Here is a 24,885-nt window from a genome sequence, read left to right as displayed (position 1 = left end):
CCCCTAGTCTAGCCGCACCGCCACGCCCTCGTCGGGCCGCAAGAAGAGCCTCTCCCCCACCCTTTCCTCCCGGTCCAGGTGGGTGGAAAGGACCACCCTCCCCCCGCGGGGAAGCTCCAGGGCCTTTTCCTTCTCCGTGAGGTTCAGGGCCACAAGCCACCCCTCCCCCCGGAGGTAGGCGTAGACCCCCTCCCTCGCCCGGTAGGTGCGGTAGGCCCCGTAGAGAAGGTCGGGGTCCTTCCTCAAGGCGATGAGGCGCTTAACCAGGTGGAGCATGGAGCGGGGATCCTTCTCCTGGGCGGCCACGTTCCGCGTCCTGTAGTCGGGGTTCAGGGGAAGCCAGGGCTCCACCGTGGAAAACCCCCCGTAGGGGGAGGCGTCCCAGGGCATGGGCGTCCGCTCGGGGTCCCGGCCCAGGGTGTGGTAGGCGGTGGGCTCCCGGTCCCTCTGCCTTAGGGCCGCGGGGTCTTGCACCTTCTCCGGGGGGATGAGGCCGTTGGGCAGGGCGAGCTCGTCCCCGTAGTACCAGGTGGGGGTGCCCCTCAAGGTGAAGAGGAGCATGGCCGCGACCCGGGCCTGGGGCTCCCCCAGGCGGGAGGCGAGGCGGGGCTGGTCGTGGTTGCCCAGGACCCAGTTGGGCCAGTCCCAGCGGGAGAGGAGGCCCTCGTAGGTCTCCACGATCCGGGCCAGGTTCTCGGGCCGCCAGTCGGAAAGCCCCTCGGTGACGAGGCTGAAGTTGAAGGGCAGGTGGCACCCGGCGGCGTAGTAGCGCACCAGGCGGGGCAAGGGCAGGTAGATCTCCCCCACCATCACCCGCTCCCTCCCCGGCTCGGAGAACTCGTCCAGGACCTGGCGCATCTCCCGCACGTAGGCGTAGGTCTCCGGCTGGTCCTCGGTGTAGAGGTGCTCGTGCCGGGCCCGGTCAGGAAGGCCGGGCCGCCAAAGGGGGCTTCCCGGCTCGTCCCGGAAGAGCGGGTCCTTGCCCAGAAGCCAGAGCACGTCCACCCGGAAGCCGTCCACCCCCCTCCTGAGCCAGAAGCGCATGACCTCCTTGATCGCCTCCCGCACCTCGGGATTGCGCCAGTTGAGGTCGGGCTGCTCGGGGAGGAAAAGGTGGAGGTAGTACTGGCCCGTGGCCTCGTCCAGGGTCCAGGCGGGGCCGCCGAAGAAGCTCTGCCAGTTGTTGGGGGGGCCGCCGTCCGGGGCAGGGTCTTTCCAGATGTACCAGTCCCGCTTGGGGCTATTCCGGGAGGCGCGGGACTCCAGGAACCAGGGGTGCTCGCTGGAGGTGTGGTTCGGCACCAGGTCCACGAGGACCTTAAGCCCCAGGGCGTGGGCCTCCTCTAGGAGGCGGTCAAAGTCCTGAAGGGTCCCGAAGACGGGGTCCACGTCGCAGTAGTCGGCCACGTCGTAGCCGAAGTCCTTCATGGGGCTTTTGTAGAAGGGGGAAAGCCAGAGGGCGTCCACCCCCAAGGACTTGAGGTAGGGAAGCCGCCTGCGGATGCCCTCGAGGTCCCCCACCCCGTCCCCGTTCGTGTCCTGGAAGCTCCGGGGGTAGACCTGGTAGATGACCGCCCTTTGCCACCAGCTCATGACCCGGAGTCTACACCGCTTTGTGGCCCGGAGTCTACACCGCTTTGGGGCACCTCCGGCGTATAGCGGCCCGCCAGGGCGGCGAGCAGCCTCCCCCGGGTCACGATGCCGAGGAGCCTCCCTTCCCCGTCCACCACGGGGAGGGGCAGGGGGGTCTCGCTGAAGAAGGGCAGGGTCCTCTCCAACCTGGCGGGGGCGGCGGAGTACCTGAAGGAGGCCCTTTTGGTCAACCCCTACGACCTGGACGGGATGGCCCAGGCCTTGGACCGGGCCTTACGCATGCCCGGGGGGGAGCGGCGGGAACGGCTTGCCGCCTTGAAGGCCCGCATTGAGGCCTTGGACGTGCAGGGCTGGGCGGAGCGCTTCCTCGCCTCCTTGGAGGAGGGATGAGGGCGGAAAACCCCGTCTTCTTTCTGGACTACGACGGCACCCTGGCCCCCATCGCCCAAAGGCCCGAGGAGGCCTTCCCCCACCCCGAGGCCCCCCGGGTCCTCCGGGCCCTCATGGAGCGCCACCCCGTCTACGTGGTCACGGGAAGAAGGGTGAGGGACCTCGAGCCCCTCCTCCCCCTCCCGGGCCTTCCCGTGGTGGGGGGGCACGGCCTGGAGGAAGGGGTGCTCTTCGGGGAGGTGCGGCCCCTCTTCCCCGTGGACCTTGGCCCCTTGCGGGCAAGGCTTCCCTCCTGCCCCGGGGTGCGGGTGGAGGACAAGGGCTTCGCCCTGGCCCTGCACTACCGGGGGGCGGAGGACGAGGAGAAGGCCCGGGCCTGCCTCGAGGCCTGGCTTAAGGCGGTGGAGGGGCTCCTGGAAGCCTTGGGCCTCGAGGCCCTCCCCGGCAAGAAGGTCCTGGAGCTCAAGCCCAAGGGGGTGGACAAGGGCCAAGCGGTCCTCAGGCTCCTCGGACGCCACCCGGACCACACCCCCGTTTACATCGGGGACGACACCACCGACGAGGCCGCCTTCCTCGCCTTAAGGGGCCGGGGCCTCACCTTCAAGGTGGGGGAAGGCCCCACGGCGGCCCAAGGCCGGCTCAAGGACGTGGAGGAGGTCCTGGCCTACTTGCAAACCTACCTCCGACCCACTAGCCTTTAGGCCGTGGACCCCCTCTGGTACAAGGACGCGGTGATCTACCAGCTCCACGTCCGCTCCTTCTTTGACGCCAACAACGACGGCTACGGGGACTTTGAGGGCCTGAGGCGGAAGCTTCCCTACTTGGAGGAGCTCGGGGTCAACACCCTCTGGCTCATGCCCTTCTTCCAGTCCCCCTTGAGGGACGACGGGTACGATATCTCCGACTACTACCAGATCCTCCCCGTCCACGGGACCCTGGAGGACTTCAAGCGCTTCCTGGACGAGGCCCACGGCCGGGGGATGAAGGTGATCATTGAGCTCGTCCTGAACCACACCTCCATTGACCACCCTTGGTTCCAGGAGGCGAGGAAGCCGAATAGCCCCATGCGGGACTGGTACGTGTGGAGCGACACCCCGGAGAAGTACAAGGGGGTCCGGGTCATCTTCAAGGACTTTGAAACCTCCAACTGGACCTTTGACCCCGTGGCCAAGGCCTACTACTGGCACCGCTTCTACTGGCACCAGCCCGACCTCAACTGGGACAACCCCGAGGTGGAGAAGGCCATCCACCAGGTCATGTTCTTCTGGGCCGACCTGGGGGTGGACGGCTTCCGCCTGGACGCCATCCCCTACCTCTACGAGCGGGAGGGGACCTCCTGCGAGAACCTCCCCGAGACCATTGAGGCGGTGAAGCGCCTGAGGAAGGCCCTGGAGGAGCGCTACGGCCCCGGGAAGATCCTCCTCGCCGAGGCCAACATGTGGCCGGAGGAGACCCTCCCCTACTTCGGGGACGGGGACGGGGTCCACATGGCCTACAACTTCCCCCTGATGCCCCGGATCTTCATGGCCCTAAGGCGGGAGGACCGGGGGCCCATTGAAACCATGCTCAAGGAGACGGAAGGGATCCCCGAGACCGCCCAGTGGGCCCTCTTCCTCCGCAACCACGACGAGCTCACCCTGGAGAAGGTCACGGAGGAGGAGCGGGAGTTCATGTACGAGGCCTACGCCCCCGACCCCAAGTTCCGCATCAACCTGGGGATCCGCCGCCGCCTCATGCCCCTCCTCGGGGGCGACCGCAGGCGGTACGAGCTCCTCACCGCCCTCCTCCTCACCCTAAAGGGCACGCCCATCGTCTACTACGGGGACGAGATCGGCATGGGGGACAACCCCTTCCTCGGGGACCGGAACGGGGTCAGGACCCCCATGCAGTGGTCCCAAGACCGCAACGCCGGCTTCTCCCGCGCCCCCTACCACGCCCTCTTCCTTCCCCCCGTGAGCGAGGGGCCCTACAGCTACCACTTCGTCAACGTGGAGGCCCAGCGGGAAAACCCCCACTCCCTCCTGAGCTTCAACCGCCGCTTTCTCGCCCTGAGGAACCAGCACGCCAAGATCTTCGGCCGGGGGAGCCTCACCCTTCTCCCCGTGGAGAACCGGCGCGTCCTCGCCTACCTGAGGGAGCACGAGGGGGAGCGGGTCCTGGTGGTGGCCAACCTCTCCCGCTACACCCAGGCCTTTGACCTCCCCTTGGAGGCCTACCAAGGCCTCGTCCCCGTGGAACTCTTCTCGCAGCAACCCTTCCCCCCGGTGGAGGGGCGCTACCGCCTGACCCTGGGCCCCCACGGCTTCGCCCTCTTCGCCCTGAAGCCCGTGGAGGCGGTGCTCCACCTCCCCTCCCCCGACTGGGCCGAGGAGCCCGCCCCCGAGGAGGCCGATCTGCCCCGGGTCCACATGCCCGGGGGGCCGGAGGTCCTCCTGGTGGACACCCTGGTCCACGAAAGGGGGCGGGAGGAGCTCCTAAACGCCCTCGCCCAGACCCTGAAGGAGAAGAGCTGGCTCGCCCTCAAGCCGCAGAAGGTGGCCCTCCTGGACGCCCTCCGCTTCCAGAAGGACCCGCCCCTTTACCTCACCCTGCTCCAGCTGGAGAACCACAGGACCCTCCAGGTCTTCCTCCCCCTCCTCTGGTCCCCCCAGAGGCGGGAAGGCCCCGGCCTCTTCGCCCGCACCCACGGCCAGCCCGGCCACTTCTACGAGCTCTCCTTGGACCCGGGCTTCTACCGCCTCCTCCTCGCCCGCCTCAAGGAGGGGTTTGAGGGGCGGAGCCTCCGGGCCTACTACCGCGGCCGCCACCCGGGCCCCGTGCCCGAGGCCGTGGACCTCCTCCGGCCGGGACTCGCGGCGGGGGAGGGGGTCTGGGTCCAGCTCGGCCTCGTCCAAGACGGGGGCCTGGACCGCACGGAGCGGGTCCTCCCCCGCCTGGACCTCCCCTGGGTCCTCCGGCCCGAAGGGGGCCTCTTCTGGGAGCGGGGCGCCTCCAGAAGGGTCCTCGCCCTCACGGGAAGCCTCCCCCCGGGCCGCCCCCAGGACCTCTTCGCCGCCCTGGAGGTCCGGCTCCTGGAAAGCCTTCCCCGCCTCCGGGGGCACGCCCCCGGGACCCCAGGCCTCCTTCCCGGGGCCCTGCACGAGACCGAAGCCCTGGTCCGCCTCCTCGGGGTGCGCCTCGCCCTCCTCCACCGGGCCCTTGGGGAGGTGGAGGGGGTGGAGGGGGGCCACCCCCTCCTAGGCCGCGGCCTCGGGGCCTTCCTGGAGCTGGAGGGGGAGGTGTACCTCGTGGCCCTGGGCGCGGAAAAGCGGGGCACGGTGGAGGAGGACCTGGCCCGCCTGGCCTACGACGTGGAGCGGGCCGTGCACCTCGCCCTCGAGGCCCTGGAGGCGGAGCTTTGGGCCTTTGCCGAGGAGGTGGCCGACTACCTCCACGCCGCCTTCCTCCAAGCCTACCGCTCCGCCCTCCCCGAGGAGGCCCTGGAGGAGGCGGGCTGGACGCGGCACATGGCCGAGGTGGCGGCGGAGCACCTCCACCGGGAGGAAAGGCCCGCCCGCAAGCGCATCCACGAGCGCTGGCAGGCCAAGGCCGGAAAAGCCTAGGCGCCCGGTAGCCCTTCAGCCCCGGGCCACGGGGGCCTTGGGGTGGAAGACGGCCTCCTCGGGGAGGAGGCGGCGCTTCTTGGCCCGGCGGTAGACGGCGTCCCACATGCGGCAGAAGGCGCACACCGCCCCCGTGGTGGGGTAGCCGCACCGCTCGCACTCCCTCAGGGCCACCTCCTCTCCCACGTCCAGGCGGGGCCGGATCTTCTCCAGGAAGCCCTCGAGGAAGCGGAGCTTGGCCCCGGGCATGGACCGCTCCACCAGGTTCAGGGCCTCCTTGTAGAGGAGGCTTTTCGCCCCCTTGGCGTTCGGGCACTCCTCGTGGAGGTAGCGGATCCCCCTAAGGAGGGTGTAGGAGAGGACCTCCCTCTCGCTAAAGCGGTAGAAGGGCTTGACCCGGGCGGCGAGGCCGGGCTTTTCCGGCAGGACGGGCCCCTGGCGGGAAAGGGTCTCCTCCTGAGGGTTCAGGAGGTTCCCGAAGAGGACGGCGGCCTCGTCGTCCAGGTTGTGCCCCGTGGCCACCACGCGGAAGCCCTCCTCCACCGCCACCTGGTTGATGATGTAGCGCTTGGAGAGGCCGCAGGCGGAGCAGGCCACCCGCCCGGAAAGCCGGGCGAGCTCGGGGACCCCGAAGCCGTAGGCCTCCTTCAGGTCCACCACCAAAAGCTCCAGGCCCCTTTCCCGGGCGAAGGCCTGGGTGACCTCGAGGCTCCTCTTGGAGTACTCCCCGATGCCGAGCTCAATGTGGAGCCCCACGGCCTGGTAGCCCAGGCGGCTTAGCACGTCCCAAAGGGCCAGGGAGTCCTTCCCCCCCGAGACCGCCACCAGAACCCTCTCCCCGGGGAGGAGCATCCGGTGGCGGCGGATGGCCCTCTCCGTCTCCTTGACGAACCAGTCCAGGTAGTGCTCCCGGCAGAGGGCAAGCCCCCGGGATCTCATCTCCACCTGGGCCTTTTGCCCGCAGACCTTGCAGACCACGCTACCCTCCCGAGATGGCGGAGAGGACCTCTAGGGTGTCCTCCTCGCGCACCTCATCCTCCAGGGTGAGGAGCTCCTCGCCCCGCACCGCCACCACGGTCTCCGGGTTCAGGCCAAGCTCCTCCAGAACCTCCCTTAAGGGCCGGTTCCCCTTGACCTCCACCTCCTTGCGCTCGGGCAGGCGCAGAACGACCCTCACCCCGCTAGTGTAGCAGGTGGGGGGCCACGAGCTCCGTGAGCCGCTGCAAGGTCAGGCGGTTCCGCTTCGCGATCTCCTCCCGCCTGGGGATCTCCGGGTAGGCCCCTTCGGGGTCGTGGAGGGTGGGGGTGAGGGGCCTGCCGAGCCGCGCCTCCCAGGTCCTAAGCCACCCCTCGGGAAGGCGCTCGGGCAGGGGAAGGCCGTGGAAGAGGTGGTAGAGGAGGGCCCAGACCCTCACCGTCCCGTCCAGGCTGTACCCGCCCCCCAAGGTGAAGAGGACCCTTCCCCCGGCGTAGGCCTCGGCGTACTCCAGGAGGAGGCGGAAAAGCCTCTCGTAGGCCCGGGCGGTGAGGAGGAGGTCGGCCAAGGGGTCCAGGTAGTGGGCGTCCGCCCCCGCCTGGACCACGAGGACGTCGGGGCGGAAGGCCTTAAGGGCCCAGGGCACCAGGGCCTCAAAGACCTCGAGGTAGCTTTCGTCCTCGGTGAAGGGCTCCAGGGGGAGGTTGAGCTTCTTCCCCAGGCCCGCCCCCCGGCCGATCTCGTAGACGTGCCCCGTCCCCGGGAAGAGGTAGCGTCCCGACTCGTGGAGGCTTAGGGTGAGGACCTCCCCCTCCTCGTAGTGGATCCACTGCACCCCGTCCCCGTGGTGGACGTCAATGTCCACGTAGGCCACGCGAAGCCCAACCTGGGTCATGTGGCGGATAGCCACGGAGAGGTCGTTGTAGACGCAAAACCCCGAGGCGCGGTCGTACTGGGCGTGGTGGAGACCCCCGCCCAGCTGCAAGACCCGCTTTTCCCCGGCCATAATCCTTCTCGCCCCCTCCAGGGTCCCCCCCACCAGGATCCGGGCCGCCCGGTCCATGCCGGGGAAGACGGGGGTGTCCCCCGTGCCCAGGTAGTGCTCCAGGTCGGGGTAAAGCTCTCCCCGGCTCGCCGCCTCCACCCGCTTTACCAGGCGCTCGGAGTGGACCGAAAGCACCTCCTCCCTCGAGGCCTCAGGGGGGCTAAGGGGCGCCCGCCACACCCCGAGGGCCTGGAGGAGGGAGGTGAGCATTTCCAGGCGGACGGGGCTAAAGGGGTGGTCGGGCCCGAAGTTGTAGAGGCGGTACTCCTCCCGGTAGATCACCATGGCTTTTTGGGGGGCCAGAGGACGTCAAACCCCTCCCGGCGGAGGGCCTCCGCCAGGAGGTGGGTCTCCAGGGTGTTCACCCGCACCACCGCCCGCACGAACTCCCTCCCCTCCGGGTAGGAGAGGAGGGAGTGGATGTTCACCCCCCGCCCCGCCAAGAACCCCGTGAGGCGGGCGAGCTCCCCAGGGCGGTCAGGGAGGCGCACCTCGAGGCGGCCCGAGGGCTCCGTGACCCCGGTGAGCCTGAGGAGGGCATCCAGAAGGTCAATCCCCGTGACGATGCCCACCAGGGCCTCGTCCTCGAGGACGGGAAGGCACCCGATCTTCCGCTCCCGCATCACCCGGGCCGCCTCCTCCACGGGGTCTAGGGGGTGGGCGGTGACCACCTCCCGGGTCATCACCTCCCCCACCCGCGTGCACCCGGGGCAGGGCCCCTTGGGGTTCAGGTGGCTCGTGGCGAGGCGGATGTCCCGGTCGGTGACGATGCCCACGAGCCTCCCCTCCTCCACCACGGGGAGGTGCCGGATCCCCCTTTCCAGGAGGAGCTTGTAGGCCTCCTCGAGGGTCGCCTCAGGCCCCACGGTGAGGACGGGGCTTTTCATCACGTCCCTGACCAGCATGGGCCCAGTATACGACGAGCGGGCCCCGGAAGCCGGGGCCCCTCTAGCTGGGGTGGCCTTAGAGGATGTCGTCCCGGATGCAGGCCTTGTAGTGGCCCGGGGCGACCTCCTTGAGCTCGGGCACCACCTGGGCGCACTCGGGCAGGGCGTAGCGGCACCGCGTGCGGAAGACACACCCCGAGGGCGGGTTGATGGGCGAGGGAATGTCCCCCTGGAGCACGATCCTTTCCCGCTTCACCGTGGGGTCGGGGATGGGCACCGCCGAAAGCAGCGCCTCCGTGTAGGGGTGCTTGGGGTTGCGGTAAAGCTCCCGGGCAGGCGCAAGCTCCATCACCTTCCCCAGGTACATCACCGCCACCCGGTCCGAGATGTACTCCACCACCGCCAGGTCGTGGGCGATGAAGAGCAGGGTGAGCCCAAGCTCCTCCTTCAGGTCCTGCAGAAGGTTCACCACCTGCGCCTGGATGGACACGTCCAGGGCGGAAACCGGCTCGTCGGCCACGATGAACTCCGGGGCCACCGCCAGGGCGCGGGCGATCCCGATCCGCTGCCTCTGCCCCCCGGAGAACTCGTGGGGGTAGCGGCGCATGTGGTCCGGGGAAAGCCCCACGAGCTTCAAAAGCTCCGCCACCCTCTCCGTGCGTTCCTTCGGCGTCTTCCCAATCCCGTGGATGAGGAGGGGCTCGGCGATAATGTCCCCCACGGTCATCCGCGGGTTCAACGAGCTGAAGGGGTCCTGGAAGATGATCTGCATCCGGCGCCGGAAGGGCCTGAGCTTCTCCCGGGGAAGCTCCGTGATGTCCTGCCCGTCAAAGAAAATCCTACCCCCCGTGGGCTCAATCAGCCGGAGGAGCGTGCGCCCCACCGTGGTCTTCCCGCTCCCCGACTCCCCCACAAGCCCAAGCACCTCCCCCCTCCGGATGGCGAAGGACACCCCGTCCACCGCCTTCACGCTCGCCACCACCCGGGAAAGCACCCCGCCCCGGATGGGGAAGTGCTTCTTCAGGTCCCGCACCTCCACGAGGACGCCGTTCGTGCTCACGCCCCTACCCCCTTGCGGATCTCCCGCCAGCGCACGCACCTCACCCGGCGGCCCTCCCCCGCCTCCTCCAAGGGCGGCACCTCCCGGTCGCACACCCCCTCCACGTAGTACTTGCACCGCGGGTGGAAGGCGCACCCAGGCGGCAGGTACAAGGGGTTCGGCACGTTCCCAGGTATCGCCTCAAGCCGCTGCCGGTGCTCCGCCGCCAGGTCCAGCCGCGGCACCGAGTGCAAAAGCCCCTCCGTGTACGGGTGCAGCGGGTTCTGGAAAAGCGGCACCACGTCCGACTCCTCCACCGCCCGCCCCGCGTACATCACCACCACCCGGTCCGCCATCTCCGCCACCACCCCAAGGTTGTGGGTGATGAAGAGAATGCTCATCCCAATCTCCTCCTGGAGCTTCTTCATCAGCTCCAGGATCTGCGCCTGGATGGTCACGTCCAAGGCCGTGGTGGGCTCGTCCGCGATGAGAAGCGAGGGGTTGCAGGAAAGGGCCATGGCGATCATCACCCTTTGGCGCATCCCCCCGGACATCTGGTGAGGATAGTTGCTAAGCCGCTTCTTGGGCTCCGGAATCCCCACCAACTCCAGCATGTGGGCGGCAAGCTCCATGGCCTCCTTGCGGCTCTTCCCCTGGTGGAGCATGATCGCCTCCGCGATCTGGTCCCCCACCGTGTACACCGGGTTCAAGGAGGTCATGGGCTCCTGGAAGATCATGGCGATGTCGTTCCCCCGAATCCGCCGCATCTCCGCCTCGGAAAGCTTGGTGAGGTCCCGGACCTTCCCGTCCTTCCCGCGGAACAAGATCTCCCCACCCACGATCCTCCCAGGCGGCGAGGGAATGAGCCGCATGATCGCCAACGAGGTCACGCTCTTCCCGCTCCCCGACTCCCCCACAACCGCCAGGGTCTCCCCCTTGTTCACGTGAAAAGAAACGCCGTCCACCGCCTTCACCACGCCGTCGTCGGTGAAGAAGTGGACCTTTAGGTCTTTCACCTCTAGAAGGCGCTTTTCGTCCATGCCGTTTCCTCCGGGCGGTGCCCTGAGTCCACCTCATCCGTTATACGCCATGCCCCTCCGAAAGAAAACACCCTCACTGCCGCCGCCTCGGGTCAAAGGCGTCCCTCAGGCCATCGCCCACGAAGTTCCAGGCCATGATGGAGACGAAGATGAAGAAGCCCGGCCAAAGCACCCAGGGGCGGTCCACGAAGCTGGCGAACCCCCCCTGCTGCGCCGCCTGGAGGAGGAGGCCCCAGCTGGTGTAGGGCTCCGTGACCCCAAGGCCCAGGAAGGACAGGCCCGACTCAGCCAGGATGAAGCCGGGGATGGTGAGGGAGAGGCTCACGATGACGTAGCTCGCCGTGGCCGGGAGGACGTGCCGGGCCAGGATCCTGCCGTCCGAGGCCCCAAGGGCCCTAGCCGCCTGCACGTAGTCCTGCTCCCGCACCGAAAGCACCACCCCCCGCACCACCCGGGCGAGCCCACCCCAGCCGATGAAGCCGAGAAGCCCCACCACCAGGTAGAAGGTGGTGAGAGGGTCCACGTTGGCGGGGAAGACGGCCCGCAAGGAGATGAGGAGGAAGAGGGTGGGGATGGCGGCGATCACCTCCACGAGCCGCATGATGAGGTTGTCCACGTCCACTTGGATGGGCCTAAAGGGCAGGGTGAGGACGAGGAAGCCCGCAAGCCAAAGGGCGGCAAGGAGGGCCAGGGCCTGGAAGAAGCCGAACCCTGTGAGGCGGATGTAGGTCCAGGCGAGGTACAAGGCCCCCGCCGCAAGCCCGCCCCAAAGGAGCCAGGAAAGGGGACCAAGCACGAGCCCCCGCCCCCGCCAGGCCCGAAGGGGAAGGGCGAGGACAAAGGGCCGCCCGGCGTAAAACCCCGCGATCCCCCCAAGGAGGAGGCCGAGGGCGAAGGAGACCAGGGCGGAGAGGATGCCGATGGTCAAGGACACCTGGGCCCCGTAGACGAGGCGGCTGAAGAGGTCCCGGCCAAAGTTGTCCGTGCCCATGAGGAAGATCCTCCCCGGCGGGTCCACGCCGAAGAGGCGCAGGTCCGCGCGGAAGACGCGGAAGATGGTGTAGGGTTGGTCCGGCGTGCGGACGAAGAAGCGGATGTAGAACTTGCCCTGGCTCGGATCCTCCTCGTAGCGGGGCTGGAGGGAAACGGGGTCAATGGTGCGACGGGTGGCGTAGACGAAGGGACGGGAAAGCCTCCCCGTCTCCGGGTCCACGAAGTGGATCCGCGTGGGCGGGTGGTGCCCCTTCGGGGGGTAAAGCTCGTAGTAGTTGGGGTCGTAGGGGCTGAAAAAGCCGGCGAAGGCGGCCACGAAGTAGAGGACCAGGAGGATGCGCCCGCCCCAGACCGCCAGGCGGTGCCTGCGGAACTGGGCCCAGGCCACCTGGAAGAGGCTTTCCGACTTCGGCGCGAGGGCGTCCATAAGCCTCCTACTCGTAGCGGATCCTGGGGTCCACCCAGGCGAGAAGCAGGTCCGAAAGCAGGTTGCCGATCATAAGGAGCACCAAGCCCATGGTGAGGAAGCCCGCGACCACGTAGAGGTCTTGCTGGGAGATGGCGTCCAGGAGAAGGGGGGTGATCCCGGGCCAGGCCGTGACCACCTCCACGAGGCCGGCCCCCGAGATCAAGGTGGGCAGGATCCCGCCGATGTTGGCCACGATGGGGATGATGGCGTTCCTCAGGGCGTGCTTGTACACCACCACCCGCTCGGGAAGCCCCTTGGCCCGGGCGGTGCGGACGTAGTCCTGGGAGAGGGCCTCCAGCATCTGCCCCCGCATGATGCGGGAGAACCCGGCGATGTCGCTCGTGGTGAGGACGACGATGGGCAAAACCGCGTGCCAGGCCACGTCCACCACCTTTTGCCAGAAGGAGAACTGCTCAAACCCGCTGGAGGTCATCCCCGAAACCGGGAAGACCATAACCCCCGTGCGGAAGTAGACCTGGAGCACCAGGTACATGAGGATGAGGGCCAGGAAGAAGTTGGGGATGGCGAGGCCCAAATAGGCGAGGAAGGAGACCACCCGGTCCCCCAAGGAGTACTGGCGCAAAGCCCCGTAGACGCCCACGGGCACGGCGATGAGGAAGAGGAGGACCGTGGAGGGGACCACCAGAACCATGGAGTTTAGGACCCTGGGCCAGACGATCTCCAGCACCGGGGCCTGGTAGGCGAAGGAGTAGCCCAGGTTGAGGTGGAGGAGGTTGTGCATCCAGAGGAGGTACTGCTCGTGGAAGGGGCGGTCCAGGCCGAACTGGGCGCGGAGCCGGGCGATGGTCTCGGGGGTGACCTTAGGGTCCAGCTCCAGCTGGGTCAGGTAGTCCCCGGGGGCCATCTGGATGATGAGGAAGGCGAGGAAGGTGGCCCCGAAGAAGGTGGGGATCAGGGAGAGAATGCGCTTGAGGATGTAGCTCGCCATGGCTTTCCAAGACATCCCCGGGGCGGCCCGGCCCCGGGGATGAGCGTCAAGCTAGCTCACTTCTTGATGAAGGTGAGCTCCACCTCACGGGAGCCCCAGATGCTGGAGATGATGGCGTCGGGGTGCTCGCCGCCCAGGCGGTTGTTCCAGGCGGGGTGGTAGTTGGGCCCGGCGATGTAGATGACGGGGAGGAGCTCCGCCTCAACCTCCTGCATGCGGTAGCCGATCTCCACCCGCTTCTTGAAGTCCAGCTCCGTGCGGCCCTGGTAGTAGAGCTTCTCCATGAGGGTCTCCCGGGGGTCCAGGCACTGGCCGGACTTGTTCCACATGTGCAGGTTCCCCTTGCAGGGCACCACGTTGGAACCGAAGGGCCAGTCCAGGCCGCCGCCCGTCAGGCCGATGATGATGGCGTCAAAGGGCCGGTCAGGGCCCGAGGAGAGGAGCTGGCCCACCAGGGTGTTGAAGTCAATGGCCTGGAAGTTGACCTTCACCCCCACCTTCTTGGCCTCGTCCACGATGAGCTTGGCGATCTGCTCCCGCTGGGTGTTGCCGGCGTTGGTGGCGAGGTTGAACTCAATCCGCCGCCCCTTGGAGTCCACCAGGTACCCCTCCCGGTCCTTCTTCGTGAAGCCGAGCTCGGCGAGGAGTTTGGCCGCCTGCTTGGGGTCGTACTCGTACTTGGGCACCTTGGGGTTAATCCACTGGGTGAGGACCGGGTAGACGCTGGAGTACATGGGGATGCCCAGGCCGCCGTAGACGATGTCAATCACCGCCTGGCGGTTCACCAGGTGGCTCATGGCCCGGCGGAACTTGTCGGAGCGGAAGAGGCTTTGCTTGAAGGGGTCGGAGGCCTTGTTCCAGTTGAAGACCATGAACTGGCTGCTGGCCACGGGGGAGGCGTTGACCTTGATGGTGGCGTCCAGGCGGCCCTGCTGGACGGCCTGGCGGATCTGGGAAATCTGGTCCACGGTGGAGGGGTTGAAGATGTCAATGTTCCCCGCCAGGAACTCCGCCAAGGCGGCGTTCACGTCCTTGACGATCCGGATCTCGTACCGGTCCAGGTAGGGAAGGGGGTTGCCGGCCTCGTCCTTGTTCCACTCGCCGAAGGAGGGGTTCCGCTTCAGGACCACCCGTTCCCCGGGGCGGTAGCTCTCCACGACCCAAGGCCCGGCGGAGACGATCTTGGCCGGGTCCTCGTTCAGGGTCCACATCTTCTTGATGCCCTCCGCCCCCTCCTTCTGGTAGACGGGGCCGAAGACGTGGGCGGGCCAGGGGGCGAAGCTGGCGATGGCGAAGGCCTCCGCGTCCGTCTTGGGGTAGATGAAGCGGATCGTGTAGTCGTCAAGCTTCCTGAGGACGATGGGCTTGCCGTCAATGAAGAAGGAGTCGTAGCTGTTGGAGCCCACCGCCTTGTCGGTGTGGATCCGCCAGGTCATGATCCAGTCGTCGGCGGTGATGGGCCGGCCGTCCGACCACTTCATGCCCTTGCGGATCTTGAAGGTGATCTCCAGCTTGTTGGGGCTTATGGTCCAGGACTCCGCCATGTAGGGGATCCAGTCGCCCGTGGTGGGGTCGCGCCGGACGAGGCCGTAAGGGTTGATGAGGTCGGGAATGCTGTTCGCCTCCGCGGTGAGGAAGGGGTTGAAGGTGCGGTAGTCGGAGATGGTGTAACCCCTAAGCGTCCCCCCCCGCTTCGCCTCGGAGGGCTTGGCCACCGTCCACTTCTGGGGCCAGACGAAGGTCTGGGCCGAGGCGACGCCCGCCAAAGCCAAGATGCCCACCAGCAACACCGCTTTTCTCATACAAAACCTCCCTGCGTCGCGTACGGCCCCACACTACCGGGCGGGGTTAGACCCTGTCAAGGGTGGGCTTGCCTTGCAAAGGTCAGGAGGACGGGTGTATATCTCTCTCCTGATGGGCAAGCGAGGCTTCCTTCGCAGGGAGGCAAGCCCCAAGGAGGTCCTGGAACACTGCCTGCGCCTGGCCCGGGAGGTGGCCCCTCCCACCCCCAAAGGCAAGCGGGGCCGCCCCTGGCGCTACAGCCACGCCCTTTACCTGGCCCTCCTTCTCTTCCGCGCCTTCTTCCACCTCACCTACCGCGAGACGGAGGCCTCACTCCAGGACCTGATGGAAGGCCCCTTCCCTTCCCACCAGTCCCTGGCCCGCTACGCCCTCAAGCACCTGGACCCCAAACTCCTTGAGGCCCTCCTGGAGAGGCTTTCCCGGGAACTGGAGGCCCATCTCGCCCCGGAGTCCTCGCCGGAAGGCGAAGCGGCTTCGGACGAGGCGCCGGCACACCTGGCGGCGCTTTCCCCCCCTCTACCTCATGGACACCACGGGGCTGGCCTACCGGAGCAAGGACCGGCTTCTCCGCTTTCGTCGGGGGAAGGAGGTGCGGCGGGTGCGGGGGCACGCGCGGCTTCTGGCCCTGATGCGGTGGGATAGGGAGAGGCGGCTCTTGTGGCCCTGGGGTGGAGTGGTGGGGGAGGGCTACGCCCCGGACCCCCGGCTTGGGGGGGAGGTGCTGAGGCGGTTTCCTCCTTCCCGGGGGTGGCTTTTGGCGGACGCGGGGTTTGACGGGAAGGAGGTGTGGGGGGTTTTGGGGGAGGCGGGGGTGCGGCCGGTGATCCGGCTTCGGGGCGGGGGCGAGGCCAGGGAGGAGGCGCGGGTGCGGGCGCGGGAGGGGTGGGACCCCGAGGTGTACCGGTTTCGCGGGGTGGTGGAGGGGGTGTTTGGGGGGATGAAGACGCGGCTGGGTGGGGGGTACCTTTGGGAGCGGAAGCCTTGGACGGCCATGGCGCGGGCGCTTTTGGAGCTCATCGCCTACGGCCTTAGGGTTCTTCTCTCCCTTCTCCCGCCCCCTCCGGGGTACAAGGCGATTTACTAGGCAAGCCCGTCAAGGGTTGACCCCCTAAAGCCCTTCGTGAAAAAATCCCCTCCATAAGGAGGGAGCATGCGCGCGGTGGTCATGCGAGCCAGGGGAGGCCCCGAGGTGCTGGAGGTGGCCGACCTTCCCGTCCCCGAACCCGGCCCCAAGGAGGTGCGGGTACGCCTCAAGGCGGCCGCCCTCAACCACCTGGACGTGTGGGTGCGAAAAGGGGTGGCGAGCCCAAAGCTCCCCCTCCCCCACGTCCTGGGTGCGGACGGAAGCGGCGTGGTGGACGCCGTGGGGCCGGGGGTGGAGGGCTTCGCCCCCGGGGACGAAGTGGTCATCAACCCCGGCCTCTCCTGCGGGCGGTGCGAGCGCTGCCTGGCCGGGGAGGACAACCTCTGCCCCCGTTACCAGATCCTCGGGGAGCACCGGCACGGCACCTACGCCGAGTACGTGGTCCTGCCCGAGGCCAACCTGGCCCCCAAGCCCAAGAACCTTTCCTTTGAGGAGGCCGCCGCCATCCCCCTCACCTTCCTCACCGCCTGGCAGATGGTGGTGGACAAGCTAGGGGTGCGCCCGGGGGACGACGTGCTGGTGATGGCCGCCGGAAGCGGGGTGAGCGTGGCCGCCATCCAGATCGCCAAGCTCTTTGGGGCGCGGGTCATCGCCACGGCGGGCTCGGAGGACAAACTCCGCCGGGCGAAGGCCCTCGGGGCCGACGAGACGGTGAACTACACCCACCCGGACTGGCCCAAGGAAGTGCGCCGCCTCACGGGGGGCAAGGGCGCGGACAAGGTGGTGGACCACACCGGGGCCCTTTACTTTGAGGGGGTGATCAAGGCCACGGCGAACGGGGGACGGATCGCCATCGCCGGGGCCTCCTCGGGGTACGAGGGCACCCTGCCCTTCGCCCACGTCTTCTACCGTCAGCTCTCCATCCTGGGCTCCACCATGGCCTCTAAAAGCCGCCTTTTCCCCATCTTGCGCTTCGTGGAGGAGGGGAAGCTGAAGCCCGTGGTGGGCCAGGTCCTGCCCCTGGAGGCGGCGGCGGAGGGGCACCGGCTCCTGGAGGAGCGCCGGGTCTTCGGGAAGGTGGTCCTCCAGGTGGGGTAGACAACCCCGCCCACGTGCATAAAATAACAAGCATGGCGGCGGACCACACGGACGTGCTCATCGTAGGGGCGGGGCCTACAGGGCTTTTCGCCGGGTTTTACGTGGGCATGCGGGGGCTGTCCTTCCGCTTCGTGGACCCCCTGCCCGAGCCCGGGGGGCAGCTTACCGCCCTCTACCCGGAGAAGTACATCTACGACGTGGCCGGCTTCCCCAAGGTCTACGCCAAGGACCTGGTGAAGGGCCTGGTGGAGCAGGTGGCCCCCTTTAACCCTGTCTACAGCCTCGGGGAGCGGGCCGAGACCCTGGAAAGGGAAGGAGACCTCTTCAAGGTCACCACCTCCCAAGGGAACGCCTACACCGCCAAGGCGGTGATCATCGCCGCCGGGGTGGGGGCCTTTGAGCCCAGGCGGATCGGGGCGCCGGGGGAGCGGGAGTTTGAGGGGAGGGGCGTCTACTACGCCGTGAAGAGCAAGGCCGAGTTCCAGGGGAAGCGGGTCCTCATCGTGGGCGGGGGGGACAGCGCCGTGGACTGGGCCTTGAACCTTCTGGACACCGCCCGGCGCATCACCCTGATCCACCGCCGCCCCCAGTTCCGGGCCCACGAGGCGAGCGTGAAGGAGCTCATGAAGGCCCACGAGGAGGGGCGCCTCGAGGTCCTCACCCCCTACGAGCTTAGGCGGGTAGAGGGGGACGAAAGGGTGCGCTGGGCGGTGGTCTTCCACAACCAGACCCAGGAGGAGCTGGCCCTCGAGGTGGACGCCGTCCTCATCCTCGCGGGCTACATCACCAAGCTCGGCCCCCTGGCCAACTGGGGGCTCGCCCTGGAGAAGAACAAGATCAAGGTGGACACCACCATGGCCACCAGCATTCCCGGGGTCTACGCCTGCGGGGACATCGTCACCTACCCGGGGAAGCTTCCCCTCATCGTCTTGGGGTTCGGCGAGGCCGCCATCGCCGCCAACCACGCCGCCGCCTACGCCAACCCCGCCCTCAAGGTGAACCCCGGCCACTCCTCGGAGAAGGCCGCCCCCGGGACCTAGAGGCGGCGCCCCCGTTCCGAAGCCCGCCGTGCGCCTGGCCCCCAGGGTTCTGGGTCTTTGGGTCGCCGCCCTGCTCCTCGGGGCCCTTCCCGTTCCCCCGGGCCCCCCTCCCTCGCCCAGCCTCCGGAGCCTCCTCCCCTACCCTCCGGAGAAGCGGGAGGCCCTGGTGGCCCGCCACCTCGCCAACAAGGCGAGCCTGCACCTCCTCTTCGGGGAGAAGGCGGCCCGGGCCTACGACCGCCTCCTCAGGCTGGAGCTCGCCAACCAACAAAGCGGGAAGCGTTCGGCCTTCGCCACAGCGGAGGAAGCCCTAGAAGCGGCGCACCGTTTCCTCCTGGCCATCGGTCAGGCGGTCCGGAAAGCCCCGGTCAACCTGGAAGGGCTCCCCATGGCCCCCCGCCACGTCCTGCCCCACGCCCGGGAGATCCGGGCCGCGGCCCACGCCCTCGGCCTCCCCCCCGGGGTGCTGGCCGCCATCGTGGACAACGAGCAGCACGGCGGGGACAAGGCCTTGGGGCTCTCCCGGGGGGTGCGGGAGGTGGCGGACGGGGTGGCCCTCACCCTGGGGGAGGCCCCCTTTTCCCGCACCCTGGGCCTGGCCCAGATGAGCTGGGAGGACGCCCTAAAACAGGAGGCGCGCCTAAGGCGCTTCGGCGCCTGGGACCCCCTAAGGCCCTTTCCCCACACCGAAGCCGAAGCCCGCAGGGCTCTCCTGGACCCCTACCTCAACCTCCTTTTCACCGCAAGCCGCCTGCGGGGCTATTTCAACGCCCTCCTCTCCCTCCCGCCGGAGGATACCCGGCCCCTAGAGGACCCGTGGCTCTACTACCTGGGCCCTGCCTGGCACAACTACCCCTTGAGGGCCCAGAACCTGGAAACCTGGGACGACAGCTTCAACGGCTTCTTCAAGGGCCTCCTCTACCAGGCGGTCTTGGAGGGGTACTGGACCCTCCAGGGCCGCCGCCTCCTCCCCCTTAAACCCCTAGGCCCGGGAAGCCTCGAGGCCCCCTCCCCGCCGGTACCCCACCTCTTCCCCTAGATCCGCTCCATCCAGGGTAGGGGCTTTCCGGGGGGCAAGACGGGCCAGCGCCCCTCGCGCATGTGGCGGAAGACGGCCTCCACCGCCCGCTCCGCCTCCTCCACCCAGGCCCTGGGGTACAGGGGGCGCTTGGCCAGGAACTCCTCCCGGTCAAAGACCTCGCAGGTGTGGTCGGCCCGGCACTTCACGTCCAGCTCCAGGTCGTACTGGCGGAAGGCCTCTCCCGTCCAAAGGGCCGGGGTCTGGACGTTCCAGTAGTACTCCAGGACCCTCCCCTCCCGCACGTCGGGCCCCCCGGAGTACCAGGCCCCGGGGAAGAAGGCCACGTAGGCGTCGTGGTCCAGGACCAAGGAGCGCCCCTTGCCCACGTGGTGGAAGACCCCGCCCTGGGGGAGGAGGGTGAGGACCCCCTCGGGGCGCACCTCCACCACCTCCGCCTCCCAGAAGTAGTGGAGGGCTTCCTCCGGGTACTTGTAGAACTCCACCCGGACCTTCTGGCCCGGGCGGAGGGGCCAGGCCGGGCTCACCGCTTGGTGCTGATGCCCAGGACGCGGTAGAGGCCGCAGAACCCCGTGATCGCCGTGAAGAGGAGGACAGCGGCCACGATCCCCAGGATCCAGTTCCAGGGCGCGGCGGACTGGAAGGCGAAGTAGAAGAGGACGAGGGAAAGGAGGAACCGGATGACCCGGTCGGTGGTGCTCTCGTTCACCGGCATAGGCTCACCTCCTTCAATCCAAGAGTACAGCAAAAGGGGCCGGGCTGTGCTACTATCGTTCCCGGACGGGGGCCGTTAGCTCAACGGTCAGAGCAGCCGGCTCATAACCGGTAGGTTGCAGGTTCGAATCCTGCACGGCCCACCACCCGCCCCGGCCTCGAGCCGGGGCTTTTTGCGCCCAAGCCCCTGGCGAACGCCGCGGTGGGGCCCCTAGAGGTTCCACCCCCCGGCCACCTCCAGCACCTGCCCCGTGAGGTAGGGCTCGCGGACGAAGAAGAGCACCGCCTGGGCGATCTCCTGAAGGAGGGCGAGCCTCCCCATGGGGATCTCGTGGAGGGGCTTGGAGACGGAGTTTTCCGCCACCCCCGGGGCCACCACGTTGGCGGTGATGCCGCTTGCGGCGAAGCGTTTGGCGATGGCCTTGGTGTAGAGGATGACCCCCGTCTTGGCGATGACGTAGGGGGTGATGTGGGTCCGGGCGAGGAGGTTCCCCGCCCCGGCGTAGCCCAGGTTCACGATGCGGCCAAAGCCCTGGGCCACCATGAGGGGGAGGACCCTTTGGGTGAGGAGGAAGGTGGCCGTGAGGTTGGTGTCCAGGATCCAGCGCCACTCCTCGAGGCTCACCTCCTCTATGGGCTTGTAGAGGTAGTCCCCCACGTTGTTCACCAGGACGCCCACCCCCCCCAGGTGGTAGCGGACCTCCTCCACCAGCCGGTCCACCTCCTCCTCCCGGGTGAGGTCGGCCCGGACCTTGATGGCCTTGACGCCCAGGGCCTCCGCCTCTTGACGGGTGGCCTCGGCCAAGGCCTCGGAGGTGCGGTAGTGGACGGCCACGGCGTAGCCCTCCCGGGCGAGGGCCAAGAGGATGGCCCGGCCGATGCCCTTGGCGCTCCCCGTCACCAACGCGGTCCTCATCTCCCCTCCAGATAGCGCACCAAGAGGGCCCGGGTAAAGGCGTTCAAAGGGTAGGCGAGCCCCTTCTCGGGCTCCACCCAGGCCCACTCCAGGATCTCCTCGTTCGGGCGCACCTCCCCCTCCGCCCGGGCGAAGTAGTTGAAGAGGAGCATGTGGGTGGGCTTGTAAAACTCGGGGCTGAAGATGGCCTCCTGGACCAGGGCGAAGCGGACCTGGGAAAGGGCGAGGCCCACCTCCTCCCGGAACTCCCGCCGCAAGGCCTCCTCCAGGGCCTCCCCCCAGGCCACCTTCCCCCCGGGCACCCCCCAAAGCCCCCGCCACTTGGCCGTGCGCACCAAGAGCACAAGGCCTTCCTTCTCCGCCAAGGCCCCTACCGTGGGGATGGGATACTGCGGGCGATCCTCCATAGGTACCAAAGGCCAAGATACACGGCCTGAAGGAGGACAAAGGTGAGGTAGGCGCCAGGCTCGTGGAAGAGGAGGAAAACCCCCAGGAAGAAAAGCTGCGTGGTGAGGCCCAGGTTCACCACCCCCGCCAAGGCCCCCTCGTCCCAGAAACGCGAGGGGTCAAGCCGCAACCGCCCCTGGAGAAAGCGCTCCAAGGCGACGATGGCCCGGTCCTGGGGGGCGAAGAGGAGGGCGTAAAGCCCCCGGAAGAGGCGAAGCCAGGGGGTTTCCGGGTCCCGAGGCCCCTCGGGCAAGGGAAGCCCCCGGGAAAGGCGGTAAAGCCTTTCCAGGTTGAAGTCGTAGGACTGGACCAGGGTGAAAACCAAAAAAGCGAGGAGGGCCTTCTCCAGGAAACCGGTGCGCAGGCCCAGGGCCAGGAAGAGGGCCAGGTTCCCGAGGAAGTCCATCCCCGTGTCCAGGTAGCGCCCAAACTCCGTCACCTCTCCCCTAAGGCGGGCGAGCTGCCCGTCGGCGTTGTCCAAGACGGTTTTGAGCTGGAGGAGGAGGGCGGCCCCGAGGTCCTCCCCCCTAAGGAGCAGCCAGGCGGCCCCAAGGACCAGGCCCGTGTGGAAGAGGACCAGGTGGTGGGGCCTCACGGGCGTACGCAGGAGGAGGAGGACGACGAGGTGCGCCAGGGGGCGGAAAAGGAGGGCGTTGAGGAACTCCTGGACCGGCCTCTCCTTGGCCCCCGGGACCACGGCCTACCTCCGGATGTGGGCCAGGACCCAGGCCACCACCTCGTCCAGGGTCATCCCCCCGGTGTCCAGGACGAGGGCGTCGGGAGCGGGGGCGCTTTGCGCCTTGTCCCGCTCGTCCCTCCGGAGGAGGTCCCGGAGCACCTCCTCGTAGGCCTGGGGCCTTTCCCGGGCGCGCCGCCACGCCCGCACCTCGGGGCTCGCCGTGAGGTAGAACTTGTGGGCCGCCTCGGGGAAGACCGCCGTGCCCATGTCCCTCCCCTCGGCCACGAAGGGCGGAGGCACCTCCTTGAGCCTGCGGTTGACCCAGGCCCGGACCCCCGGGAGGCGGGCCACCGCCGAGACCACGCGGTCCACCTCGGGAGTGTGCAGGAAGGAGGTGAGGTCCTCCCCGTCCGCCAGGACCCGGTTGCCCTCCGCCTGGGCCAGAAGGCGCACCCCCAGGCCCTCGAGGAGGGCGAGGAGCCCCTCCTCGTCCCCGGGGTCCACCCCCGCCCTCAGGGCGAGGAAGGCGGCCGCCCGGTAGAGGAGGCCGCTGGAGAGGTAGGGCACGCCCAAGGCCGCCGCCACCCGCCTGGCCACGGAGCTCTTGCCGGAGGCCGAAGGCCCGTCTATGGTCACGATGCCGCGCATAGCCTGAGGAGGTCCTGGAAGAAACCCGGGTAGGAGATCTCGGCCCAGTGGGGCTCCTCCACCTCCACCCCCACGGGAAGCCCGGCCACGGCGAAGGCCATGGCGATGCGGTGGTCGTGGAAGGGCCGCACCCGGCCCGGCCTCACCCCCCCGCCCCGGATGCGGAGCCAGTCCGGGCCTTCCTCCACCTCCACCCCGAGGGCCCGGAGGTTTTCGGCGATGGCCCGGACCCGGTCGGACTCCTTGACCCGAAGCTCGGAGAGGCCCGGGATGTAGGTCTCCCCTTCCGCCCAGGCGGCGGCCGCCGCCAGGACCGGCACCTCGTCCACCATGAGGGGGATGAGGCCGGGGTCCACGGCCACGCCCTTCAGGAGGCTATGCCGGGCCCGCACCCACCCCACGGGCTCCCCCGCCTCGCCCTCGAGGACCTGCCACTCCAGGTCCGCCCCCATGGCCTTGAGGACGGTGAGGAGGCCGGTGCGGGTGGGGTTCAGCCCCACCCCCTCCACCACCACCTCCGAGCCCGGGGTGACGAGGGCCGCCACCAGGAAGAAGGCGGCCGAGGAGAAGTCCCCGGGCACCACGAGGTCCTTGGCGGGAAAGGGCCCCGTGCGCCAGGTGCGCACCTTCCTTCCCTCCACCTCCAAGGGCAGGCCGAAGTGGCGGAAGAGCCTCTCCGTGTGGTCCCGGGTGGGCGTGGGCTCCTCCACCTCCGTCACCCCCTCGGCGAAGAGGCCGGCGAGGAGGAGGGCGCTCTTCACCTGGGCGCTGGGCACGGGGAGGGTGTAGCGCAAACCCCTCAGGGGCGCCCCCCGGACGGCGAGGGGCGCCCTCTCCCCCTCCTCCCGCCCGTCCACCCTCGCCCCCATGGCCCTCAAGGGGGCCACCACCCGGCCCATGGGGCGGCGCCTCAAGGAGGCGTCCCCGGTGAGGACGGCGAAAAGCCCCTCCTGGCCCGCGAGGAGGCCGAGGAGGAGGCGCATGAGGGTTCCGGCGTTGCCGCAGTCCAGGACGTCCTCGGGCTCCTGGAACCTTAGGCCCCTTCCCCGCACGAGGAAGTGGGGCCCCTCCTCCCGGACCTCGGCCCCGAGGGCCTGGAGGACCCGGGCCGTGGAGAGGGTGTCCCCCGCCTTCAAGGGGTAGAAGAGCCTTCCCTCCCCCTCGGCCAGGGCGAGGAGCATGAGGCCGCGGTGGGTCACGGACTTGTCCCCGGGGACGCGGAGGCGCCCCCGCAAGGGACCACAAGGCGCGAGGCGGAACGCGTCCATCCCCCCTAGTCTTCCGTTCCGCTCGGGCCCGGTCAAGCCCGGGCCCGGGCCACGGCCTCCCGGAAGACCGCCACCGCCCGGTCCACCTCCTCCTCGGTGGTGAAGCGGCCCAGGGAGAAGCGCAAGGAGGCCTTGGCCTCGGCGTAGCTGCGGCCGATGGCGAGGAGGACGTGGGAGGGCTCGAGGTTCCCGGCGCTGCAGGCGGAGCCCGAGGAGACGGCCACGCCCAGGAGGTCCATGGCGAGGAGCAGGGCCTCCCCGTCCGCCCCCTTCACGGTGACGTTGACGAGCTTGGGGAGGCGGCGCTCGGGGTGGCCGTTGAGCTCCACCCCCTCCACCGCGAGAAGCCCCGCCTCGAGGCGCCGCCGCAAGGCCGCAAGGCGCGCCGCCTCCTCGGGAAGGCGCTTCAGGGCGAGCTCCAGGGCCACGGCCATCCCGTGGGCCAAAACGGGGCTCTGCGTGCCGCCCCGCCTACCCCCCTCCTGCTTCCCCGGCACAACGGCCATAAGCTCCACCCCCTGGCGGACGAGGAGCGCCCCCACGCCCTTGGGCCCGTAGAACTTGTGGGCGCTCAAGGAGACCAGGTCCGCCCCCACCTCGTCCATGCGGAAGGGGACCTGCCCCACCGCCTGGACGGCGTCGGTGTGGAAGAGGGCCCCGTGCCGGTGGGCCACCTCGGCGATCTCCCGCACCGGGTAGAGGTTGCCGAGCTCGTTGTTCGCCGTCATGACGCTCACCAGGAAGGTGTCGGGGCGCAGGGCCTCCTCCACCTGCTCGGGGTAGACCATCCCTAGGGAATCGGGCTTGAGGAGGGTCACGGCGAAGCCCAGCCGCTCCAAGAGGCGCAGGGCCCCGAGCACGGCGGCGTGCTCCACCGCCGTGCTCACCACGTGCCCCCGGCCCCGGGCCAGGGCCGGGCCCAGGAGGGCGAGGGCGTCGGCCTCGGAGCCCCCTGCGGTGAAGACCACCTCCCGGGGCCGCGCCCCGAGCGCCTCCGCCACCCGTTCCCGGGCCTCCTCCAAGACCTTACGGGCCTCCTGGCCGAAGCGGTGGATGCTGCTGGGGTTGCCGAAGACCTCCTCCACCGCCCGCATGGCCTCCCGGACCTCGGGATCCAGGGGCGTGGTGGCCGCGTAGTCCAGGTAGACGCCCCGCACGCCGCCTCC

The 24,885-nt window shown here is 68.8% G+C and carries 27 protein-coding genes and 1 tRNA gene; 8 read left to right on the top strand and 20 right to left on the bottom strand.

The features are described from left to right. Positions 1-3 precede the first annotated feature (3 nt). A complete protein-coding gene (locus TTH_RS02500) occupies positions 4-1,593 on the bottom strand; it encodes an alpha-amylase family glycosyl hydrolase (RefSeq protein WP_011227966.1) in 1,590 nt (529 codons plus the stop codon). Next, positions 1,590-1,727: a hypothetical protein gene (locus TTH_RS02495; protein WP_224065224.1), complete on the bottom strand. Its 138-nt coding sequence runs from the start codon at positions 1,725-1,727 to the stop codon at positions 1,590-1,592. Before TTH_RS02495 ends, TTH_RS02500 begins: the two co-directional genes overlap by 4 nt. Between TTH_RS02495 and TTH_RS02490 the strand changes: the two genes are divergently transcribed. Genes TTH_RS02490 through treS form a run of 3 tightly spaced genes read left to right on the top strand, consistent with a single transcriptional unit; the run spans position 1,699 to position 5,585 of the window. Continuing rightward, the gene (locus TTH_RS02490; RefSeq protein ID WP_011227965.1) at positions 1,699-1,983 is read left to right on the top strand and encodes a trehalose-6-phosphate synthase; all 285 of its coding nucleotides are present in this window, start codon (positions 1,699-1,701) and stop codon (positions 1,981-1,983) included. The genes TTH_RS02495 and TTH_RS02490 overlap by 29 nt on opposite strands. Then, positions 1,980-2,684, top strand: coding sequence for a trehalose-phosphatase (otsB, locus tag TTH_RS02485; protein WP_011227964.1), 705 nt, complete (start codon positions 1,980-1,982; stop codon positions 2,682-2,684). Before TTH_RS02490 ends, otsB begins: the two co-directional genes overlap by 4 nt. Before the next feature lie 3 nt (positions 2,685-2,687). Beyond that, entirely contained in the window at positions 2,688-5,585 is a 2,898-nt protein-coding gene (gene treS / locus TTH_RS11655; protein ID WP_011227963.1) for a maltose alpha-D-glucosyltransferase, read from the top strand. A gap of 15 nt (positions 5,586-5,600) precedes the next feature. Here treS and ttuA read toward each other — a convergent pair whose 3' ends face one another. From ttuA to TTH_RS11450, 10 genes are all read right to left on the bottom strand, one after another. Continuing rightward, the gene (gene ttuA / locus TTH_RS02475) at positions 5,601-6,563 is read right to left on the bottom strand and encodes a tRNA-5-methyluridine(54) 2-sulfurtransferase (protein ID WP_011227962.1); all 963 of its coding nucleotides are present in this window, start codon (positions 6,561-6,563) and stop codon (positions 5,601-5,603) included. 1 nt (position 6,564) lies between these two features. Further along, on the bottom strand, positions 6,565-6,762 hold the full coding sequence (gene ttuB, locus TTH_RS02470) for a sulfur carrier protein TtuB (protein ID WP_011172562.1): 198 nt from the start codon (positions 6,760-6,762) through the stop codon (positions 6,565-6,567). A 4-nt stretch (positions 6,763-6,766) separates the two neighbouring features. Then, a complete protein-coding gene (locus TTH_RS02465; protein WP_011227961.1) occupies positions 6,767-7,891 on the bottom strand; it encodes an acetoin utilization protein AcuC in 1,125 nt (374 codons plus the stop codon). Further along, complete coding sequence (locus TTH_RS02460) at positions 7,885-8,511, bottom strand: acetoin utilization AcuB family protein (RefSeq protein ID WP_011172560.1); 627 nt, start codon at positions 8,509-8,511, stop codon at positions 7,885-7,887. The genes TTH_RS02465 and TTH_RS02460 overlap by 7 nt, the downstream gene beginning before the upstream one ends. Before the next feature lie 58 nt (positions 8,512-8,569). After that, a complete protein-coding gene (locus tag TTH_RS02455) occupies positions 8,570-9,553 on the bottom strand; it encodes an ABC transporter ATP-binding protein (RefSeq protein ID WP_011172559.1) in 984 nt (327 codons plus the stop codon). Further along, complete coding sequence (locus TTH_RS02450; RefSeq protein ID WP_011227960.1) at positions 9,550-10,572, bottom strand: ABC transporter ATP-binding protein; 1,023 nt, start codon at positions 10,570-10,572, stop codon at positions 9,550-9,552. The genes TTH_RS02455 and TTH_RS02450 overlap by 4 nt, the downstream gene beginning before the upstream one ends. Before the next feature lie 73 nt (positions 10,573-10,645). Next, positions 10,646-11,992 (bottom strand): ABC transporter permease, encoded by a 1,347-nt coding sequence (locus TTH_RS02445; RefSeq protein WP_011172557.1) that lies wholly within the window; start codon positions 11,990-11,992, stop codon positions 10,646-10,648. Between the two features lie 7 nt (positions 11,993-11,999). Next, complete coding sequence (locus TTH_RS02440) at positions 12,000-12,983, bottom strand: ABC transporter permease (protein ID WP_024119337.1); 984 nt, start codon at positions 12,981-12,983, stop codon at positions 12,000-12,002. A 56-nt stretch (positions 12,984-13,039) separates the two neighbouring features. Next, the gene (locus TTH_RS02435; RefSeq protein WP_011227959.1) at positions 13,040-14,785 is read right to left on the bottom strand and encodes an ABC transporter substrate-binding protein; all 1,746 of its coding nucleotides are present in this window, start codon (positions 14,783-14,785) and stop codon (positions 13,040-13,042) included. A 310-nt stretch (positions 14,786-15,095) separates the two neighbouring features. Further along, complete coding sequence (locus TTH_RS11450) at positions 15,096-15,281, bottom strand: hypothetical protein (protein WP_223966770.1); 186 nt, start codon at positions 15,279-15,281, stop codon at positions 15,096-15,098. On the opposite strand from TTH_RS11450, the gene TTH_RS02430 reads away from it, so the two are divergent. From TTH_RS02430 to TTH_RS02415, 4 genes are all read left to right on the top strand, one after another. Next, complete coding sequence (locus tag TTH_RS02430; protein WP_224065233.1) at positions 15,223-15,870, top strand: transposase; 648 nt, start codon at positions 15,223-15,225, stop codon at positions 15,868-15,870. The genes TTH_RS11450 and TTH_RS02430 overlap by 59 nt on opposite strands. A gap of 66 nt (positions 15,871-15,936) precedes the next feature. Then, complete coding sequence (locus TTH_RS02425; protein WP_011227956.1) at positions 15,937-16,968, top strand: zinc-binding dehydrogenase; 1,032 nt, start codon at positions 15,937-15,939, stop codon at positions 16,966-16,968. 32 nt (positions 16,969-17,000) lie between these two features. Further along, positions 17,001-18,008 (top strand): NAD(P)/FAD-dependent oxidoreductase, encoded by a 1,008-nt coding sequence (locus TTH_RS02420; protein ID WP_011227955.1) that lies wholly within the window; start codon positions 17,001-17,003, stop codon positions 18,006-18,008. Positions 18,009-18,036: 28 nt separating this feature from the next. Continuing rightward, positions 18,037-19,047, top strand: a complete 1,011-nt coding sequence (locus TTH_RS02415) for a hypothetical protein (RefSeq protein WP_011227954.1) — start codon at positions 18,037-18,039, stop codon at positions 19,045-19,047. Here TTH_RS02415 and TTH_RS02410 read toward each other — a convergent pair. Next, positions 19,044-19,574 (bottom strand): DUF402 domain-containing protein, encoded by a 531-nt coding sequence (locus TTH_RS02410; RefSeq protein WP_011227953.1) that lies wholly within the window; start codon positions 19,572-19,574, stop codon positions 19,044-19,046. The genes TTH_RS02415 and TTH_RS02410 overlap by 4 nt on opposite strands. Beyond that, a complete protein-coding gene (locus TTH_RS02405; RefSeq protein ID WP_011172550.1) occupies positions 19,571-19,762 on the bottom strand; it encodes a YgaP family membrane protein in 192 nt (63 codons plus the stop codon). Before TTH_RS02405 ends, TTH_RS02410 begins: the two co-directional genes overlap by 4 nt. A 69-nt stretch (positions 19,763-19,831) precedes the next feature. Here TTH_RS02405 and TTH_RS02400 point away from each other — a divergent pair. Beyond that, positions 19,832-19,907, top strand: a tRNA-Ile gene (locus TTH_RS02400). Positions 19,908-19,972: 65 nt separating this feature from the next. Here TTH_RS02400 and tmpR read toward each other — a convergent pair. Genes tmpR through TTH_RS02370 form a run of 6 tightly spaced genes read right to left on the bottom strand, consistent with a single transcriptional unit; the run spans position 19,973 to position 24,876 of the window. Beyond that, positions 19,973-20,677 (bottom strand): bifunctional dihydropteridine reductase/dihydrofolate reductase TmpR, encoded by a 705-nt coding sequence (gene tmpR / locus TTH_RS02395; RefSeq protein ID WP_011172549.1) that lies wholly within the window; start codon positions 20,675-20,677, stop codon positions 19,973-19,975. Next, positions 20,674-21,084: an NUDIX domain-containing protein gene (locus TTH_RS02390; protein ID WP_011172548.1), complete on the bottom strand. Its 411-nt coding sequence runs from the start codon at positions 21,082-21,084 to the stop codon at positions 20,674-20,676. Before TTH_RS02390 ends, tmpR begins: the two co-directional genes overlap by 4 nt. Continuing rightward, positions 21,048-21,821 (bottom strand): CDP-alcohol phosphatidyltransferase family protein, encoded by a 774-nt coding sequence (locus TTH_RS02385; protein ID WP_011227952.1) that lies wholly within the window; start codon positions 21,819-21,821, stop codon positions 21,048-21,050. The genes TTH_RS02390 and TTH_RS02385 overlap by 37 nt, the downstream gene beginning before the upstream one ends. 3 nt (positions 21,822-21,824) lie before the next feature. Next, entirely contained in the window at positions 21,825-22,451 is a 627-nt protein-coding gene (gene cmk, locus TTH_RS02380) for a (d)CMP kinase (protein ID WP_011227951.1), read from the bottom strand. Continuing rightward, positions 22,436-23,719, bottom strand: coding sequence for a 3-phosphoshikimate 1-carboxyvinyltransferase (gene aroA / locus TTH_RS02375; RefSeq protein WP_011227950.1), 1,284 nt, complete (start codon positions 23,717-23,719; stop codon positions 22,436-22,438). Before aroA ends, cmk begins: the two co-directional genes overlap by 16 nt. 32 nt (positions 23,720-23,751) lie before the next feature. Beyond that, positions 23,752-24,876, bottom strand: a complete 1,125-nt coding sequence (locus tag TTH_RS02370; RefSeq protein WP_011227949.1) for a cysteine desulfurase family protein — start codon at positions 24,874-24,876, stop codon at positions 23,752-23,754. Between the last annotated feature and the right edge of the window lie 9 nt (positions 24,877-24,885).

Origin of the sequence: Thermus thermophilus HB8 (assembly GCF_000091545.1) — a bacterium.
In the GTDB taxonomy this organism is placed as follows: Bacteria; Deinococcota; Deinococci; order Deinococcales; family Thermaceae; genus Thermus; species Thermus thermophilus.
The sequence above is the reverse complement of the archived record's forward strand: the minus strand, read 5'-3'. Positions and strand labels throughout refer to the sequence as shown.